Origin of the sequence: Acetomicrobium thermoterrenum DSM 13490 (assembly GCF_900107215.1) — a bacterium.
In the GTDB taxonomy this organism is placed as follows: domain Bacteria; phylum Synergistota; class Synergistia; order Synergistales; family Acetomicrobiaceae; genus Acetomicrobium; species Acetomicrobium thermoterrenum.
Window position 1 is genome coordinate 1 of sequence record NZ_FNPD01000001.1, and the last position, 16,078, is coordinate 16,078.

14 protein-coding genes, 1 pseudogene and 1 riboswitch are annotated in these 16,078 nt (G+C 49.1%); all 15 genes and pseudogenes read left to right on the forward strand.

Annotated features, from left to right (window positions below):
- A pseudogene (locus tag BLU12_RS00005) lies at window positions 1-641 on the forward strand (sodium-dependent transporter); the annotation flags it as partial.
- Window positions 642-733: 92 nt separating this feature from the next.
- Window positions 734-2,227 (forward strand): sodium-dependent transporter, encoded by a 1,494-nt coding sequence (locus BLU12_RS00010; protein ID WP_091459701.1) that lies wholly within the window; start codon window positions 734-736, stop codon window positions 2,225-2,227.
- A gap of 367 nt (window positions 2,228-2,594) precedes the next feature.
- Window positions 2,595-4,133, forward strand: coding sequence for a ribonuclease Y (gene rny / locus BLU12_RS00015; RefSeq protein ID WP_091459702.1), 1,539 nt, complete (start codon window positions 2,595-2,597; stop codon window positions 4,131-4,133).
- 8 nt (window positions 4,134-4,141) lie between these two features.
- Window positions 4,142-4,933, forward strand: coding sequence for a TIGR00282 family metallophosphoesterase (locus BLU12_RS00020; RefSeq protein WP_091459704.1), 792 nt, complete (start codon window positions 4,142-4,144; stop codon window positions 4,931-4,933).
- A gap of 94 nt (window positions 4,934-5,027) precedes the next feature.
- Entirely contained in the window at window positions 5,028-5,279 is a 252-nt protein-coding gene (locus tag BLU12_RS00025; RefSeq protein ID WP_091459706.1) for a HypC/HybG/HupF family hydrogenase formation chaperone, read from the forward strand.
- Complete coding sequence (hypD, locus tag BLU12_RS00030; protein WP_091460059.1) at window positions 5,269-6,336, forward strand: hydrogenase formation protein HypD; 1,068 nt, start codon at window positions 5,269-5,271, stop codon at window positions 6,334-6,336. The genes BLU12_RS00025 and hypD overlap by 11 nt, the downstream gene beginning before the upstream one ends.
- Window positions 6,337-6,338: 2 nt before the next feature.
- The gene (gene hypE, locus BLU12_RS00035; protein ID WP_091459708.1) at window positions 6,339-7,316 is read left to right on the forward strand and encodes a hydrogenase expression/formation protein HypE; all 978 of its coding nucleotides are present in this window, start codon (window positions 6,339-6,341) and stop codon (window positions 7,314-7,316) included.
- A 77-nt stretch (window positions 7,317-7,393) separates the two neighbouring features.
- Window positions 7,394-7,495, forward strand: a riboswitch (glycine riboswitch).
- Between the two features lie 119 nt (window positions 7,496-7,614).
- Window positions 7,615-8,013 (forward strand): GrdX family protein, encoded by a 399-nt coding sequence (locus BLU12_RS00040; protein WP_091459709.1) that lies wholly within the window; start codon window positions 7,615-7,617, stop codon window positions 8,011-8,013.
- A gap of 2 nt (window positions 8,014-8,015) precedes the next feature.
- The gene (locus BLU12_RS00045; RefSeq protein WP_091459711.1) at window positions 8,016-8,336 is read left to right on the forward strand and encodes a thioredoxin family protein; all 321 of its coding nucleotides are present in this window, start codon (window positions 8,016-8,018) and stop codon (window positions 8,334-8,336) included.
- Between the two features lie 39 nt (window positions 8,337-8,375).
- Window positions 8,376-9,665: a glycine/sarcosine/betaine reductase component B subunit gene (locus BLU12_RS00050; RefSeq protein WP_091459712.1), complete on the forward strand. Its 1,290-nt coding sequence runs from the start codon at window positions 8,376-8,378 to the stop codon at window positions 9,663-9,665.
- 26 nt (window positions 9,666-9,691) lie between these two features.
- Window positions 9,692-10,174, forward strand: a complete 483-nt coding sequence (gene grdA / locus BLU12_RS00055) for a glycine/sarcosine/betaine reductase complex selenoprotein A (RefSeq protein ID WP_083489964.1) — start codon at window positions 9,692-9,694, stop codon at window positions 10,172-10,174.
- 7 nt (window positions 10,175-10,181) lie between these two features.
- Complete coding sequence (grdB, locus tag BLU12_RS00060; protein WP_268753496.1) at window positions 10,182-11,513, forward strand: glycine reductase complex selenoprotein B; 1,332 nt, start codon at window positions 10,182-10,184, stop codon at window positions 11,511-11,513.
- A gap of 96 nt (window positions 11,514-11,609) precedes the next feature.
- Window positions 11,610-13,157, forward strand: coding sequence for a glycine/sarcosine/betaine reductase complex component C subunit beta (gene grdC, locus BLU12_RS00065; RefSeq protein ID WP_091459715.1), 1,548 nt, complete (start codon window positions 11,610-11,612; stop codon window positions 13,155-13,157).
- Between the two features lie 20 nt (window positions 13,158-13,177).
- The gene (gene grdD / locus BLU12_RS00070; protein WP_091459716.1) at window positions 13,178-14,335 is read left to right on the forward strand and encodes a glycine/sarcosine/betaine reductase complex component C subunit alpha; all 1,158 of its coding nucleotides are present in this window, start codon (window positions 13,178-13,180) and stop codon (window positions 14,333-14,335) included.
- A gap of 347 nt (window positions 14,336-14,682) precedes the next feature.
- The gene (locus tag BLU12_RS00075) at window positions 14,683-16,059 is read left to right on the forward strand and encodes an alanine/glycine:cation symporter family protein (RefSeq protein ID WP_091459718.1); all 1,377 of its coding nucleotides are present in this window, start codon (window positions 14,683-14,685) and stop codon (window positions 16,057-16,059) included.
- Window positions 16,060-16,078: the final 19 nt, after the last annotated feature.

Sequence of the window (16,078 nt, forward strand, 5' to 3'; positions counted from 1 at the left end):
ATCTGAGCAGAGAGAGGACGCTTGCCGGGGAATCGGTTTACGTGGTGATTCTGGATACCCTTGTAGCCCTGATGGCTGGATTGGTCATATTCCCGGCCTGCTTTGCCTTCGGAGTGGATGCCGGAGCTGGCCCAGGATTGATCTTCGTGACCCTTCCAAACGTATTTAACTCCATGATGGGCGGAAGGCTGTGGGGGACGCTTTTCTTTGTCTTTCTCTCCTTTGCCTCCCTCACCACGGTCATAGCCGTTTTTGAGCATCTTATCGCCTTTACTATGGATGAATGGAAGTGGAGCCGGAAAAAAGCTTCTTACATCGGCATAGTTGTCATGTTCATAGCTTCCCTTCCCTGCGTTTTGGGTTTCGGGCCATGGAGCGGTTTCCAGCCCTTCGGCGAGGGAACCGTGGTGCTGGATTTGGAGGACTTTATAGTCAGTTTCAACCTCCTTCCCATCGGCTCCCTCATTTTCGTGCTCTTTTGCACTTCCAAATACGGTTGGGGTTGGAATAATTTCATAAAGGAAGCCAACACCGGAATAGGCCCTAAATTTCCCGAGGGTTTAAGGGGCTACATGACCTACGTTTTGCCTGTTATAATTGCCGTTATATTGGTTATGGGCTACATCCAGTTCTTCGGTTAACGAGAGGGGTGGTGGAGGGCGCGTAAAGATGCTGAAATGCTTTTGATTGTTATTTAGGATATTTTACTATTATTAAAAAGGAGGAGAGGAAGATGGCTGAAGCCGGCAGAGAAAAGTTTTTAAAGCGGCGTCATATGATTTTTGCTGCGATAGGATCTGCGGTTGGTTTGGGTAACGTCTGGCGTTTCCCCTATATGTGTTACGAATACGGAGGAGCTGCCTTTCTGGTAGCTTACATAATCGGTCTTTTTGCCATCGGGATTCCCTGGCTTCTTACCGAGTTTGGGATGGGGCATTACTTCCAAAAGGGAGCTCCAGGGGTGTTTCGCAGCATCGGTAAAAAATGGGAATGGGTGGGTTGGTTTCCAAGCATATCGGCCTTTTTGATCGATACTTATTATTGTGTTATCATGGCTTGGACCATAATTTACATGTTTAGTTCAATGACATTGGCTTGGGGTGCCGGAGAGGCCGGCGCTCATCAAGCTGGGGATTATTTCTTCAAAACAGTGCTCAACCTTTCCGAGAGCCCGGGAGAGCTGGGCGGCTTGCAGTGGCCAATCGTCGGAGCTTTGGCCTTCACCTGGATCATAATTTATTTCGTAATATACCGTGGGGCCGAGATCGTTGGAAAGGTATCGGAAGTTGTCATGGTTCTGGCCTGGGTTTTGATCATAGCTATATTGATCAGAAGCTTGACCCTACCCGGTGCGGTTGATGGACTAAATTACTACCTTGACATCGATTGGTCTGTATTGAAAGGTGCTGATGTGTGGTTTGCTGCTTTTAGCCAAATAGCCTTCTCGCTTTCTGTTGGTATGGCGGGAATGTACGCCTATGGACGTTTCATCGCAAGGAAGGGAGATATTACGAACAATACAATGATCACCGCATTTTGCGACAGCGGCTTTGCCTTTCTGACAGGTTTTGCCGTCTTTAGCACCGTTGGCTATATCATGCAAGCGCTTGGCGTATCCCTCCAGGATGTTACTATTGCTGGAATAGGGCTTGCCTTTGTGACCTATCCGGTAGGCATATCCCTGATGCCTGCTTTGAATCGCCTCACTGGAGTTCTGTTCTTTATCATGTTCTGGATCATCGGACTAAGTTCGGCCTACTATCTTGCCTACGCTGGATATATAGTACCCATGATCGACAAGTTTGGCTGGCAGAGAAAAAAGGTAGCCTTTTGGGGTTGTCTCGTTGGATTTTTGGTGGGGCTCATTTATTGTACCCAGGGCGGCCTTTATTGGCTTGACATCGTCGACAGGACCGTGGCTTTCTACACGCTGTTGATAGGTGGTGCCATAGCTTCCCTGGTCGTCGGATGGGTATTCGGAGCCGATAAGCTCCGCGAACACGTAAACGCTACCTCTGATATCAAGGTTGGTCCCTGGCTGGACTTTCTTATTAAGGTAGTAGTCCCGGCAGGCCTCCTTTTTGTGGTCGTTTACGGGGGCTTTATGCAGGACCTCAAGGAACCTTACGGCGGATACGGCAGTTGGTCTAACTTCATATGGATCCTCATGGTGATAGTGCTCGTGGCTAGCTTCGTATTACAGAGTATGAAATCCAAGACGGAATGAAGAGGAGGGAAGTAAGATGACGAGTGCTGCTATCGGAACGACGGTGTTCATGGCAGTTGTTCTTATAGGTGGATTGATCTTTTGCTCCAGCAGAATGGGCAAGGGAGGAGGAGGGTGGGAGGATTAAGAAAAGATTTACGTACTTTCTTCCATCCGTCATAAAAAGATAAATCTCATCGGAGTCGGGAAAGAATTTTCTTTCCCGACTTTTTGTTGTATGGGGATTTTTGGGATCACCCTTGTGGTATTATGAGACATTCTGTAAAATAATGCGCAGGATATACTTCCTGTGCTTTAAGTAAAACTAACTCGAAGAAGATGCTAATTTGTCTCGTACCTTGACAATTGAATGAGGGGTGATCTTTAAATGGGATTTGTTGTGATCGCATCGATCGTATTAGTCGGCGCGGCGGGAGTTGCCGTCGGCTATTACGTTCGAAAATTTCATGATGAGAAAAAGGTTTTAAGCACAAAGAAAATTGTTGACCAAATTTTGGATGAAGCAAAAAGAGAGGCCGATACGAAGAAGAGAGAGATCCTTGCCGAGGCCAGAGAAGAAGCGCTCAAGATTCGGCATGAGGTGGAAAGAGAGATCAGAGAGCGGCGAAGCGAACTTCAAAGAGCCGAAAGAAGGATCGAGCAAAGAGAGGAAACTCTCGACAGAAAGCTCGAGGCTTTGACCAGGAAGGAAGAGGAATTAAAGGCAAAACTGGCAGAAGCCGAAAGGGCAAAGGCAGAAGCCGAAATGCTTTTACATGAACAGGTGCATAAACTGGAAGAAATAGCGGGACTTTCCAGAGAAGAGGCCAAAGAGCTTCTCCTCAAAGAGGTGGAAGAGGAAGCATCCTGTTCTATCGGTTTGAAATTAAAAGAACTGGAAGAGACATTTAAGCGCGAGGCCGACAGGAAGGCCCGAGAGATTATAACTACGGCGATTCAGCGTTGTTCCGTTGATCATACATCGGAAGTCACGGTAAGCGTCGTTAATTTGCCCTCCGATGATATGAAGGGTAGGATAATAGGTAGGGAAGGAAGGAATATTAGAGCCTTCGAGAGCTTGACGGGCGTTGACCTGATCGTGGACGACACGCCGGAGGCGGTGACGCTAAGCTGTTTTGATCCGGTAAGGCGCGAGATTGCCCGAATTTCTCTGGAGAGGTTGATACTGGACGGTAGGATTCATCCTGCCAGGATAGAGGAAATCGTCGAAAAGGTGGGCAAGGAAGTGGAAGAGCACATGCTCGAGGTAGCCGAAAACGCGTTGCTCGAGGTCAACGTAGAGGGGGTACATCCCGAGATAGTGAAGACCTTGGGCAGGCTTGCATATAGATCAAGCTACGGCCAAAATGCCCTGGCACACAGCTTGGAAGTGGCACATTTGGCAGGGGTCATGGCATCTGAACTCGGATTGGATGAGAGGCTTGCGAAAAGGGCCGGATTGTTGCATGATCTGGGCAAGGCCATAGATTGCCAGGTTGAGGGCTCCCATGCCTTGATAGGAGCTGATCTTGCTAAACGTTACGGCGAGTCGCATGTCGTAGTGAACGCGATTGCCGCACATCACGAAGATGAAGAGCCAAAAAGCGTATATGCCGTTTTGGTGTGGGCTGCCGATGCCATAAGCGCCTCAAGGCCGGGAGCAAGGCGGGAGAGCATAGAGGCCTATATAAGGAGGCTGGAGAAGCTGGAAGAGTTGGCTTCTTCCTTCGATGGAGTTGAAAAAGCTTATGCTATTCAAGCGGGAAGGGAAGTACGCGTAATGGTCTCGCCCGAAGCCGGCGATAACGGTGCGATATACAAAATTGCATACGATATTGCCCGAAGGATAGAGGAAGAGTTGAAGTACCCTGGCCAGATCAAGGTAACGGTAATTAAGGAATTACGAGCAATCGAGCTCGCAAAGTAGGAATTCTAATGAGAGTCTTGTTTGTGGGAGATATCGTGGGCAGGCCCGGGCGTAAGGCCCTTCAGAAGTTTTTGCCGAAGGTCCGAAAAGAGTATGGCCCTTTTGATTTTGTGATCGCTAACGTTGAAAATGCTGCCGGCGGTTTCGGCATCACTCAAAAGATCTTGGACGAGTTGTTGGCAGTGGGGATCGATTGCATGACCTCGGGCAATCATATATGGGATAAGAAAGAAGGCGTCTCCCTTTTGGACATGGAGCCCAGGTTGTTGCGTCCTGCCAATTATCCCCCCGGTTGCCCAGGACGCTGGTGTATGACTTTGGATGGTGAGGCGGGCAGGTTGGTTGTGCTTAATCTCATAGGTCGCACCTTTATGTTCGACGTGGATTGTCCCTTTAGGAGGGCCGACGAAATTCTACAAGACGTCGCAGCTCCTGTGTTGGTAGACTTTCACGCTGAGGCGACCTCAGAAAAGAGGGCGCTTGCACTTTACCTCGACGGGCGGATATCTGCATTGTTGGGTACCCATACGCACGTTGCCACGGCTGACGAAGAGATACTCGATGGCGGGACTGCCTTTATAACCGACGTGGGAATGACGGGAGGGCACGCCGGAGTCATTGGGATGCAGAAAGATTCGGTAATAAGTCGGTTTTTGACGGCGATGCCGGCGCGATTTGAGGCATGCAACGAAGATTTGCGGCTGAACGGTGCTTGTGTAGATATAGACGCGTCGAGTGGGAAAGCCTTGAGCATTCGAAGGATAAGCGTGAGAGAAGGCTGTGAAACCCCGAATGAATAGGATCTTCGATTATTGCGATACCGATGTGGCGTAAATTACGGAAAAAGCGGGGCCTTGGTAAGGTCCCGCTTTTTAATGAAAAATATAGGGAGGCATGAGGAAAATGTGTCTTGCAATTCCTCACAGGATAGAGGAGGTTTTGGATTCAAGCAGGGCTGTCGCCCGCACTGGGTCGTTGCGAGTGGAAGTGAGGACGGACCTGGTGGATGAGATCAACGTAGGGGACGTTGTGTTAGTGCACGCTGGTTTTGTCATTGAAAAGTGCGAAGAAAGGGATGGTCGGGAATTAGAAGAATTATGGAAAGAAGTGTTGAAAGTTGCTAGTCAAGGGCGCGGTGAAAGATAAAATTGAATTACTTCGGCGTGCGCTAACTTTCTTTGCTGAACGTCCAATGACCTTTATGGAAGTTTGCGGTACTCACACGGTCGCTATTTATAGGAGCGGCATAAGGTCTTTATTGCCGCCCGACATTTCGCTGGTCTCCGGTCCGGGTTGTCCCGTTTGCGTGACGGATCAGGGAGAGATAGATGCCGCAATAAAACTTGCCGGCAAAGGGGATTTGATCTTCGCTACCTACGGCGATATGCTGCGCGTTCCTGGCACGAAGGGTTCGCTGCAGAGCCTGAGGGCACATGGCGCCGATGTTCGTGTCGTGAGGTCGGCAGACGAAGCCTTGTCGTTAGCCCTTAAAAACCCCGTTAAGGAGGTGGTTTTTTTGGGAGTTGGCTTTGAAACCACCGCTCCTTCCACTGCAGCCGTGGTCGTTGAAGCGATGGATAGGGGTGTGCAAAATTTTTCCGTCCTTTCGTTTCATAAACTGGTTCCTCCAGCTTTGCGACTACTTGCCGAGTCAGAGGAATTGCAAGTTGACGGCTTTTTGCTTCCGGGACACGTGAGCGTTGTGCTGGGAGCAGAACCTTATCAATTTTTATCCAGGGATTTCAATATCGCCTGTGCAATAGTTGGCTTTGAGCCTTTGGATATAATGGAGGGGTTGGTTGAGCTGGCCCGTCAGGTAAGCGAAAGTGACTTCAAGGTCAGCCTCTTGTACGCGAGAGCCGTTAGGCCCCAAGGGAACGCAAAAGCTCAAGAGTTGATAGAAGAAGTATTCGATAAATGCGATTCAAAGTGGCGTGGTTTGGGGGCTATCGAAAGGTCGGGATTGAAGTTGAAGAGCGATTTTGCCCGGCTTGATGCTCTTTTGAAGTTCGACTTGAAGATCGAGGATGTCCCTCTCCCCCAAGGTTGCAAGTGTGGCGAAGTATTGATGGGCAAGATAACTCCAAAAGAATGCCCTCTTTTTTCTAAGCTATGCAGGCCCGATACCCCTGTTGGTCCCTGTATGGTATCGAGCGAGGGAAGCTGCGCAGCATGTTATAAGTACGATTATAGGGTGATGTAGCGATGTTCATCGAAATAAAACACGGAAGCGGTGGCAGGCCCACCCAAGAGCTTATCAAGGAGATCCTCGAAATATATCGGGATCAAAGCGTTAATGATTTGGAAGATTGTGCTTTAATTGAAAACGGCATAGGCGTAACGATTGACGGTTTTACTGTAAGCCCTCGGTTTTTCCCGGGAGGAGATATTGGGAAACTCGCTATCTGCGGAAGTACTAACGATTTAGCCGTCAGAGGGGTAAGGCCAAATTATGTTGCAGTAAGTTTCTTAATAGAAGAGGGATTGCCGAAGGACGAGCTCTTTAGAGCCGTCGATAGCGCCTATCGTGTCAGCAAGGAATTGGATGTCAAGTTCATCGCCGGTGATACCAAGGTGCTGCCCAAAGGACAGGCTGACGGCATTTATATAACCTGCTGTGCCCTGGGTCAATCCGTGACGGATCGTCCCTGGGGTGTCAATGAGCTTTCGCCGGGAGATGTCATCATCGCCACCGGTCCTGTTGGACAACACGGTGCTCTGATAGCCGCGCTCCGCTACGGCCTTGATGTGGATGAATTGGAAAGCGACTGCGCGCCTCTATGGCCTTTAATGGAACCCCTGACGAAGATACCGGGCGTAAAGTGCGCAAGAGATTGTACGCGAGGCGGTTTGGGAACGGTCCTGTGCGAATGGGCCGAGGGTGCCTCCTTGGGCATTGAAATTGATGAAGATCTCATCCCACTGACCCGGCAGGTAATCTCCCTAGCCGACGTCTTGGGCTTTGACGTGTTGCACCTCGCCTGCGAAGGTACAGCTGTCATCGCCGTAGATCCCGACTGCCTGCATGAAGTCCTTTCTTCTTTGAAAGAGAAGGCACCCCTCTGCGCTGTTATAGGCAAGGTCACTGATGAACATCCCGGAATTGTCGGACTTAAGACCAGCATCGGCGGCATGCGCGTCGTCGACATGCCCTTGGGAGAGATGGTTCCCAGAATATGTTAGGCTGGAAATATGTTTGAGATATTCGGCTTGACTTTGTGAAATGATATATATAAAATAAAGTATGTAAGAATACCCGGATGAGCGCCGCAAGAGATATCTCGCTTAAAGGAAAGCGAGGAGCCGAAGGTGCAAGGGCAGCGATGCCCCAATCTCTCAGGCAAAAGGATTGCGGTGTGACGGAACCCTGGAAAAGATTTCTTTAGAGATCTACCAAAAGGGCAAGCCATATGATTGCTTATGGTGAATCCCTGGGGGTGAAGAGGACAGGGGCCAAATGGACCGAGGGGGGATTTGGCGCATGTCCTTTTTTTATGAAGTTGTAACAAACAATCCTCGACTGAAGCACATCGCAGGATGCGTATATCTAGAAGGCTGTCCTTTAGATGTGTTGGCGATGTTGCGCGATAAGGTCCATGACGGATATAGGCTTATCTCCCATCCTCTGACGGGAAATATCCCTCCGGGAAGAAGGCTTTATTTAACTGTGCTTCTGGCCAGTTCCACATCTGACGATGATTTCGTCGATCAGGAATCTCTCAATTTAGTCGAAAGAGCTCTCGAAATTTACGAAAGGGCAGATCGTAATCATATCGATTTGGATCCAAGTTCGATAGAGGACATGCAGTTCCTCGACGAACAGCTCATAATGCCGGTGTTTTATCAATATGGAATCTTATCAAATCGGGAGGTGCACTGAAATTGATCGAATTGAACAAGGATAATTTTGAAAGCGAAGTCTTGCAAAGCGATCTTCCCGTCGTGGTGGATCTTTGGGGACCCAAATGCGGACCTTGCCTTGCCCTGATGCCTCAGGTAGAGGAGCTTTCCTCTCAATATGAAGGCAAAGTAAAGTTCTGTAAACTAAACGTAGCTGAGAATCGTCGCTTGGTGATCAGTTTAAAGGTCATGGGGGTTCCTACTTTTCTCTTCTATAAAGGAGGAGAGTTAAAGGACAGGATAAGCGGAGAAGAGGTCACTATAGAAGCTATTAAGGAGCGAATGGAAAAGTTATTGCAGTAGCATTTCGTCTTAGGCGCAAAAAGAAGGGGGTGTCTATTGGTGAGGTTGGAATTGCATAAAGTCAAGATCGAGGATGTACAATGGGGCGATGCTACCAAGGTCGAAAATAACGTCCTTTACATCAACCGCGAAGAAATTACGGATATGCTGTTAGAGGATGATCGCTTTGAGTCCGTAAAGGTGGATTTAGCTCGTCCCGGAGAAAGGGTTCGCATTATCCCGGTCAAAGACGTGATAGAGCCCAGGTGCAAGATCGAGGGCGAAGGCGACGTTTTTCCGGGTTTCATCGGCGATGTCGAGGGTAGCGTAGGGAGGGGCAAGACATTAGTGTTGTCAGGTGCGGCAGTTGTGACCTGTGGCAAGATAGTCGGTTTCCAGGAAGGGATTATTGATATGTCGGGCCCCGGTGCCGATTACACGCCCTTCTCCAAGACCAATAACGTGGTCTTGGTCTTTACGCCCAAGGAAGGTATTGAAAGGCACGATTATGAGGCGGCATGTCGCGTGGCCGGGCTCAAGGTCGCGCACTTTTTGGCGGTGAATGCGAAGGGAACGTCTCACGACGAAGTATCGCTTTACGAATTAGGGGAGATAACGAAAAGGCCCAAGGAGCTCGAGAGTTTGCCTAAGGTAGCATATCTTTACATGTTGCAGTCCCAAGGTCTTCTTCACGATACCTACGTATATGGAGTCGACGCGAAGAGGATACTTCCAACGCTAATTCATCCTAATGAGGTCTTCGATGGGGCTATCGTGTCGGGCAACTGCGTATCCGCCTGCGATAAGAATAGCACCTATGTCCATCAAAATAATCCTGTAATAGAAGCCCTCTATAAGAGGCATGGCAGAGACATTGATTTCGTAGGTTGCATAATTACCAACGAGAACGTGACGCTCGAAGATAAGAAGAGAAGCTCTTCCTATGCGGTCAAGCTTGCCAAGATGCTTGGAGTTGACGGGTTGATAATTACGGAAGAAGGTTTCGGAAATCCCGATAGTGACTTGATCATGAACTGCAGAAAGGCGGAGCGTGCGGGTATAAAGACGGTGCTCATTACCGACGAATATGCCGGAAGGGACGGAGCCAGCCAATCCCTCGCCGATGCGGCCCCTGAAGCGAACGCCGTCGTAAGCGCCGGAAACGCAAACCCGACGGTCCAATTGCCCCCTATGGAAAAACTGATAGGTTTTTCCGAATCAGCCAATGTCATAGCGGGAGGTTTTTCTGGAAGCTTAAAGGAAGATGGTTCCATCGAAGTTGAGTTGCAGGCAATAACGGGTGCTACCAACGAGCTTGGTTTCACCTGTTTTTCTGCCGAAACCAGATAAATAATAAAAACAGGAGGTGTTAACCCATGGCAAAGGGGAAATTGGTCGGTAAAAAGCTGATACTCCTTGGCGAACGGGATGGAATTCCCGGTCCCGTAATGGAGGCCTGTTTAAAGGACAGCGGAGCCGATATAGTGTTTTCCGTGACCGAATGCTTCGTCTGAACGGCCGCGGGAGCCATGGACCTGCAGAATCAACAGCGCGTCAAGGACGCAGCCGAGAAATTCGGTGCTGAAAACGTCGTAGTAATACTGGGCAGCTCCGATGCAGAGGGCGCAGAAATTTACGCCGAAACCGTTACAAACGGAGATCCGACTTACGCAGGTCCATTGGCAGGAGTCCCGTTGGGACTCGCAGTTTATCACATGTTTGAACCGGAGATAAAAGAGGAAGTGGATCCCGCTGTTTGGGAAGAGCAAATGGGAATGATGGAGATGGTTTTGGATCCTGAGGCCCTATCTCAAGCGGTAGCTAAAATGCGAGAGCAATGCAGCAAGTATACTCTCTAGGGTTGCGATGAGAGATAGGGAGGGATTATTTGTGGCTTATAGGGTAGTGCACTATATAAATCAATTTTTCGCCGGCATAGGCGGCGAGGAAAGGGCGGATTATCCGCCAGAGCTTCGCGATGGCGTGGTAGGCCCTGGGCAGGCCCTGCAGGCAGCCTTTGGAAAAGAGGCTACTATAGTGGCGACGGTAATTTGCGGTGACGGCTATTTCGCCGAACATATGGATGAGGCTATAAACAAAATTATCGAGATGCTCAAGGAATACAAACCCGATGCCCTCGTTGCGGGACCGGCTTTTAACGCGGGACGATACGGCATGGCCTGTGGCGCCATATGCGATGCCGTCGCTAAAAGGCTGGGCATACCGGTCGTTACTGCCATGTATCGGGAAAATCCCGCTGTCGAGATTTACAAAAAGGGCATTTACATAATCGAAGCGGCGGATAGCGCCAGAGGAATGCGCGATGCCATACCTAAAATGGCCCGCCTCGTTTTGAAACAATTGAAGGGGGAAACTATTGGGAGCCCTAAAGAAGAGTGCTACATAGAGCGTGGCGTCAGAGTAAACGTATTCAGAGATCGAATTGGAGCCGAGAGGGCAGTCGATATGCTCGTGAAAAAGCTTCGCGGCGAGGAGTTTGTCTCAGAGTATCCCATGCCATCCTTCGATCGTGTGCCACCCGCTCCTGCTATAAAGGACATAAAGAAAGCCAAAATTGCCCTTGTTACCTCTGGAGGCATAGTTCCCAAGGGCAACCCCGATAGAATAGAAGCTTCAAGCGCCACCAAGTTCGGGGAATATAGCTTAGCGGGCTTACAGGACCTCACATCGGAAACGCACGAGACGGCTCACGGAGGTTATGATCCTACCTATGCAAACGATGACCCCGATAGGGTATTGCCAGTGGATGTGGCAAGAGAACTGGAAAGGGAGGGCTCCTTTGGCTCGCTTCACGATAAATATTACGCGACCGTGGGCAACGGAACTCCCGTAGCCTATGCCAAGAGCTTTGGAGAGGAGATTGCCAAGAGGTTGAAGAACGATAATGTAGATGGCGTCATCCTTACGTCCACCTGAGGAACCTGTACTCGTTGCGGTGCAACGATGGTAAAGGAATTGGAGAGAGCGGGTTTACCCACCGTGCATATATGTACTATAGTTCCCATATCACAGACCGTCGGAGCGAACAGAATAGTTCCGGCCGTCGCAATTCCTCACCCCCTTGGCGATCCGACAAAGTCGTCGGAAGAAGAAAGGGCAATAAGACGCCGCCTTTTAAACAAAGCATTAAAGGCCTTACAGGCAGATATCAAGGAACAGACCGTTTTTGACGATTAACTTCTCTCCGATCAAGGGGCCAAAGGGACCTTTCTTTTGACCCCTTGATCAATTAAATTGGCGGTAATTTCGGACATAAGGAGCGTGCATGATTACATGCGAAAGGTTGCTATAAAAGAATATGCCTATTGCTTGAACCACACCCCCGAACTTGCCTATCACTATGGCAATACCCCCTTTTGGGAAAGGAAGGCCAAAGGAGAATCGGAGTTTCTGCTTTCCCTGTCAAAATCGATGCGTCCCTTTGAAGAGGCAGTAAGTTACGCCGCAAACCAAGCCTTCATCGGAGGGATTGATCCGGAGGACCTGGAGGCTCAGCCTGTTCCGTGGTACCAAAATCCGATGAGGGGAGCCTCTCGTTGGGGCCAATTTGGAGAGATAATGCCCGAAGATGAATTTTTGGCCCTTATGGATATTTCCGACGTCTTCGACATCATCTGGCTTGAGGAAACCTTTTCGGGAAAGGTCAAGGACAAGCTCCAAAGCCACTCCTTGATAAACCCCGACATTTTACAGCGTCTGGAAAAGGGTCATCCCATTGATGAAATAGAGAGGGAAATAAGAGAGAATGAGGCGTTACCGTTATATTACGACGGTATAACAGTTGGATGCTGTAGAAAAGCCCATGAATTTGACGAATGTCTGTCCTCCTATGTACTGCTCGAGAACATAGCCTGCAAAGCCGGCGGAGTATTGGCTTTGCTCCATCTACTGAAACGTGCGGGCATGAAACCTGAAGAAGTCGATTTCATCATAGAGTGTTCCGAAGAAGCTGCGGGAGACATGAACCAAAGGGGAGGGGGCAATTTCGCCAAATCAGTAGGTGAAATTGCCGGCTGTATAAATGCAAGCGGGTGTGACGTAAGGGGCTTTTGCGCCGGACCTGCCTACGCTCTTATCAACGCAGCGGGACAGGTGGCATCCGGTATCAGGAAAAACGTAGTGGTGTTAGCCGGAGGAGCCGTTCCGAAGCTTTACATGAACGCACGGGATCACGTGAAAAAAAATATCCCGGCACTGGAGGATGTCTTGGGTAATTTTGCAGTATTGCTCACTCCCGAAGACGGGGTCTCTCCCGTAATAAGGCTCGATGCAATCGGAAAACATTCCGTGGGGGCCGGGGCCTCTCCCCAAGCCATAACCGAGGCTCTTGTTTACGAGCCGTTAAAGCGGATCGGGCTTGGCATTGCCGATGTGGATAAATATGCGGCAGAGCTGCAAAACCCCGAGATAACGCTGCCGGCAGGAGCGGGAAATGTCCCCGAGGCCAACTTCAAGATGATCGCAGCCCTTGCCGTAATGAAGAAGGAGCTCGAAAGAGCCGATATGGCTGATTTTATAAAGGAACGCGGAATGCCCGGCTTCGCACCAACGCAAGGACATGTACCCTCCGGCGTGCCGTTTATAGGGCATGCCTGCGAGAAGATAAAGAAGGGAACGATGAAGAGGTCGATGATAATAGGAAAGGGAAGCCTCTTTTTGGCACGTTTGACGAACCTATCCGATGGAGCTTCCTTTATCATAGAATCGCCTTCGCCTCTTGCCGGTGAGGAAAAGACCGTAAGCAAAGAAGCGATAAAGGAAATCATTTTGGAAGTGCTTGCCGATCTCGCCGGTTCGCTTAAAGGTACTGCCAAAGAGTAAGGCTTAAGAGGTGAAATGTTGTGAGTGATGTCAATTTGAAAAAGTTAATCGGCGAAGCGTTGATTGAAATTGTAGATGCGGCCAAAGGCGGAAGCAAGCTCATGCCTATCGGTTTGATGAGCAGCGGAAGCGAGCTTGGTTCAGAAGAGATGGCTTTGGGAGGTAGGCTTGCCCAGCAACAATACCCTTTTATAAAAGTGGTTATGATAGGCCCTCGTGTCAAAGGTTTCGACGATCTCGAATGGATTGAGACCGACGATTGCGAGGCCGACATCCAAAATGCAATGGAAAAAGCTTTGAAAGAAGGTAGCATAAAAGGTGCCGTTGCCCTCCATTATCCCTTCCCTTTGGGCGTCGCTACCGTTGGAATGATACACGCGCCTGCCAAGGGGAAGCCCCTCATAATATCCACTTCTACGGGGACTTCTTCCGCTAATAGAGTCGAAGCCATGGTGTTGAATGCGATTTATGGCATAGCAGTTGCCAAAGCCAGGGGAATCAAGAAGCCGGAAGTTGGCATTTTAAACGTGGATGGGGCGCAAATGGTTTACAGATCTCTCAGAAAATTGGCGGAGGGCGGTTACGATATTACCTTTGGAAGCAGTGTAAGGAGTGACGGAGGCCCTATTTTAAGAGGGAACGATTTGATAGCCGGTTCCGTGGATGTATGCGTTACCGATACATTGACGGGGAATGTCGTGGTCAAGATATTTAGCGCCTACAACACAGGCGGGAATTACGAAGCTTTAGGTTGGGGGTACGGGCCGTCCGTGGGAGAGGGGTGGGGCTATGTCGTCTCCATCATTTCCAGGGCTTCCGGGGCCCACGTTATCGCAAATGCCATCTACTTTACGGCTGAAGTGTCCTTAGCCGGCCTGCCGTCGCTTGTGAGGAGCGAACTTGAGAGGGCCAGAAATGCAGGCCTTGAAAGCATTCTCGCCCAACTGGAAAGCAAGGGGGAGGGCGGGAAATCGCAGGTGGAGCCGCCCAAACCGGAGCCGACAGACGAAGAAATCCATGGTATAGATGTTTTGACGATAGAAGACGCGGTAAAAACTCTTTGGGCGTCAGGAATATATGCCGAATCGGCCATGGGATGCACTGGCCCAGTCGTAAAAGTTCCTTCACGCTTTCTCGACAAGGCTAAGGAAGTTTTGGCCGAGGGCGGCTACCTGTAATCACGATAGAAACAGAGTTATCGCTTTAGGCTAAAACAAAAAGCGTTCTTCGTAAACCGAAGAGCGCTTTTTTGTTTTCTCTTACTTAAAGGAGTAGTATAATATTGGCAATTACAAAAAATTTCGTAATATTTTATCGTCATATCCCATATCGCAACGTCAACATATAAGGCCTACAGTATGACAAATTACACTCTTCTTTATTAGTTGGATGAAAGGTATGTTGATATTGCAAAAGCAGTAAAATATTATTTAATTCGATAGGAGGTGATGTCTATCGGGAAAAGGCATGGGTATGCTTTCGTTTTTGTCTTTTAATCATATTTTTGAGGAGGGACAGTGAGAGCATGGATCTTTTGTTGAAAATTAACGGTGTGGTAAACGGGATAGTATGGGGTCCGTGGATGTGCGTTTTCTTGGTTGGTACCGGTGTTTATTTGACTATTATATTGGGTTTACCACAGATACGTTACTTCACCCTCTCGTTTAAGAATGTATTTACAAAGAACGCACGCAAAGGCTATGGTGCAGAAGGTACTATATCTCCCTTTGCAGCCTTGGCTACAGCTCTTGCGGGGACTGTTGGATCTGGGAACATTGCTGGAGCTGCAACAGCCATCCATTTAGGTGGACCAGGTGCAGCTTTTTGGATGTGGATAAGCGCATTATTTGGAATGACAACTAAAATGGTCGAGATTACTTTAGCAACTCGCTTTAGGGAAAAGGATGAAGCGGGCAACTGGCGCGGAGGAACAATGTACGTTTTGAGAGCGGCTACGGGGCAGAAGTGGCTGGCATGGCTATTTGCTCTCTTTGCGGCATTGGCAGCCTTTGGAATTGGTAACATGACACAGGCCAACTCTACTGCTGAGGCAGTAAAGTTAGGCTTTGGCGTGCCTCATATATATACTGGTATAGCGCTTGCCTTTTTTACGGCCCTGGTTGTCATAGGTGGCTTAAAAAGCATAGCTAATGCAACAACCATTCTAATTCCTTTTATGTCCGTGCTATATTTTGTTGGTGGCTTGGTGTTGTTAATAACGAACATTGATAAGCTTCCTGCTGCTTTTGGATCAGTATTCTATTACGCCTTTCATGATCCTATGGCAATGCCCGGGGCTGTGGCCGGATGGTCGCTAAGGCAAGCGCTGGTGAAAGGTACCGCTAGAGGCATTTTTTCAAACGAAGCAGGCCTTGGTTCGGCTCCAATGGTTCACTGCACGGCCATAACGGATCATCCCGTTCGCCAGGGCACCATGGGTATTTTTGAAGTATTTTTGGATACTATAATTATATGCACAATAACCGTTATAGGCATTATTGCAACCGGAACCCTCACTGGTCGACCGGAACTTACGGGCTCTCAATTGACTTTAACTGCTTTTAGTACCGTTTGGGGCAATACAGGTGTAATATTTGTGTCTATTTCCCTCGCCCTTTTTGCTTACTCGACTGTGCTTGCATGGTACTGGTACGGTGAGACCGGTGCGACCTATATACTGGGAATAAAGGTGATTCCCTACTATAAGGCACTTTGGATCATCTGTATCGTTCTTGGTGCTTGGGGTGGAAGTGAGTTTTTGCGGAACATATGGGACTTTGCCGATACGCTAAATGGTTTAATGGCCATACCCAACCTCATCGCTCTGTGGTGGGTATCGGGAGAGGTTCGCCGTCTGGTCAAGGATTTTGATGCTAAAAGGGCTAGGGGAGAATTGATGTAAGTCTTTGGCGTAAAGGAGG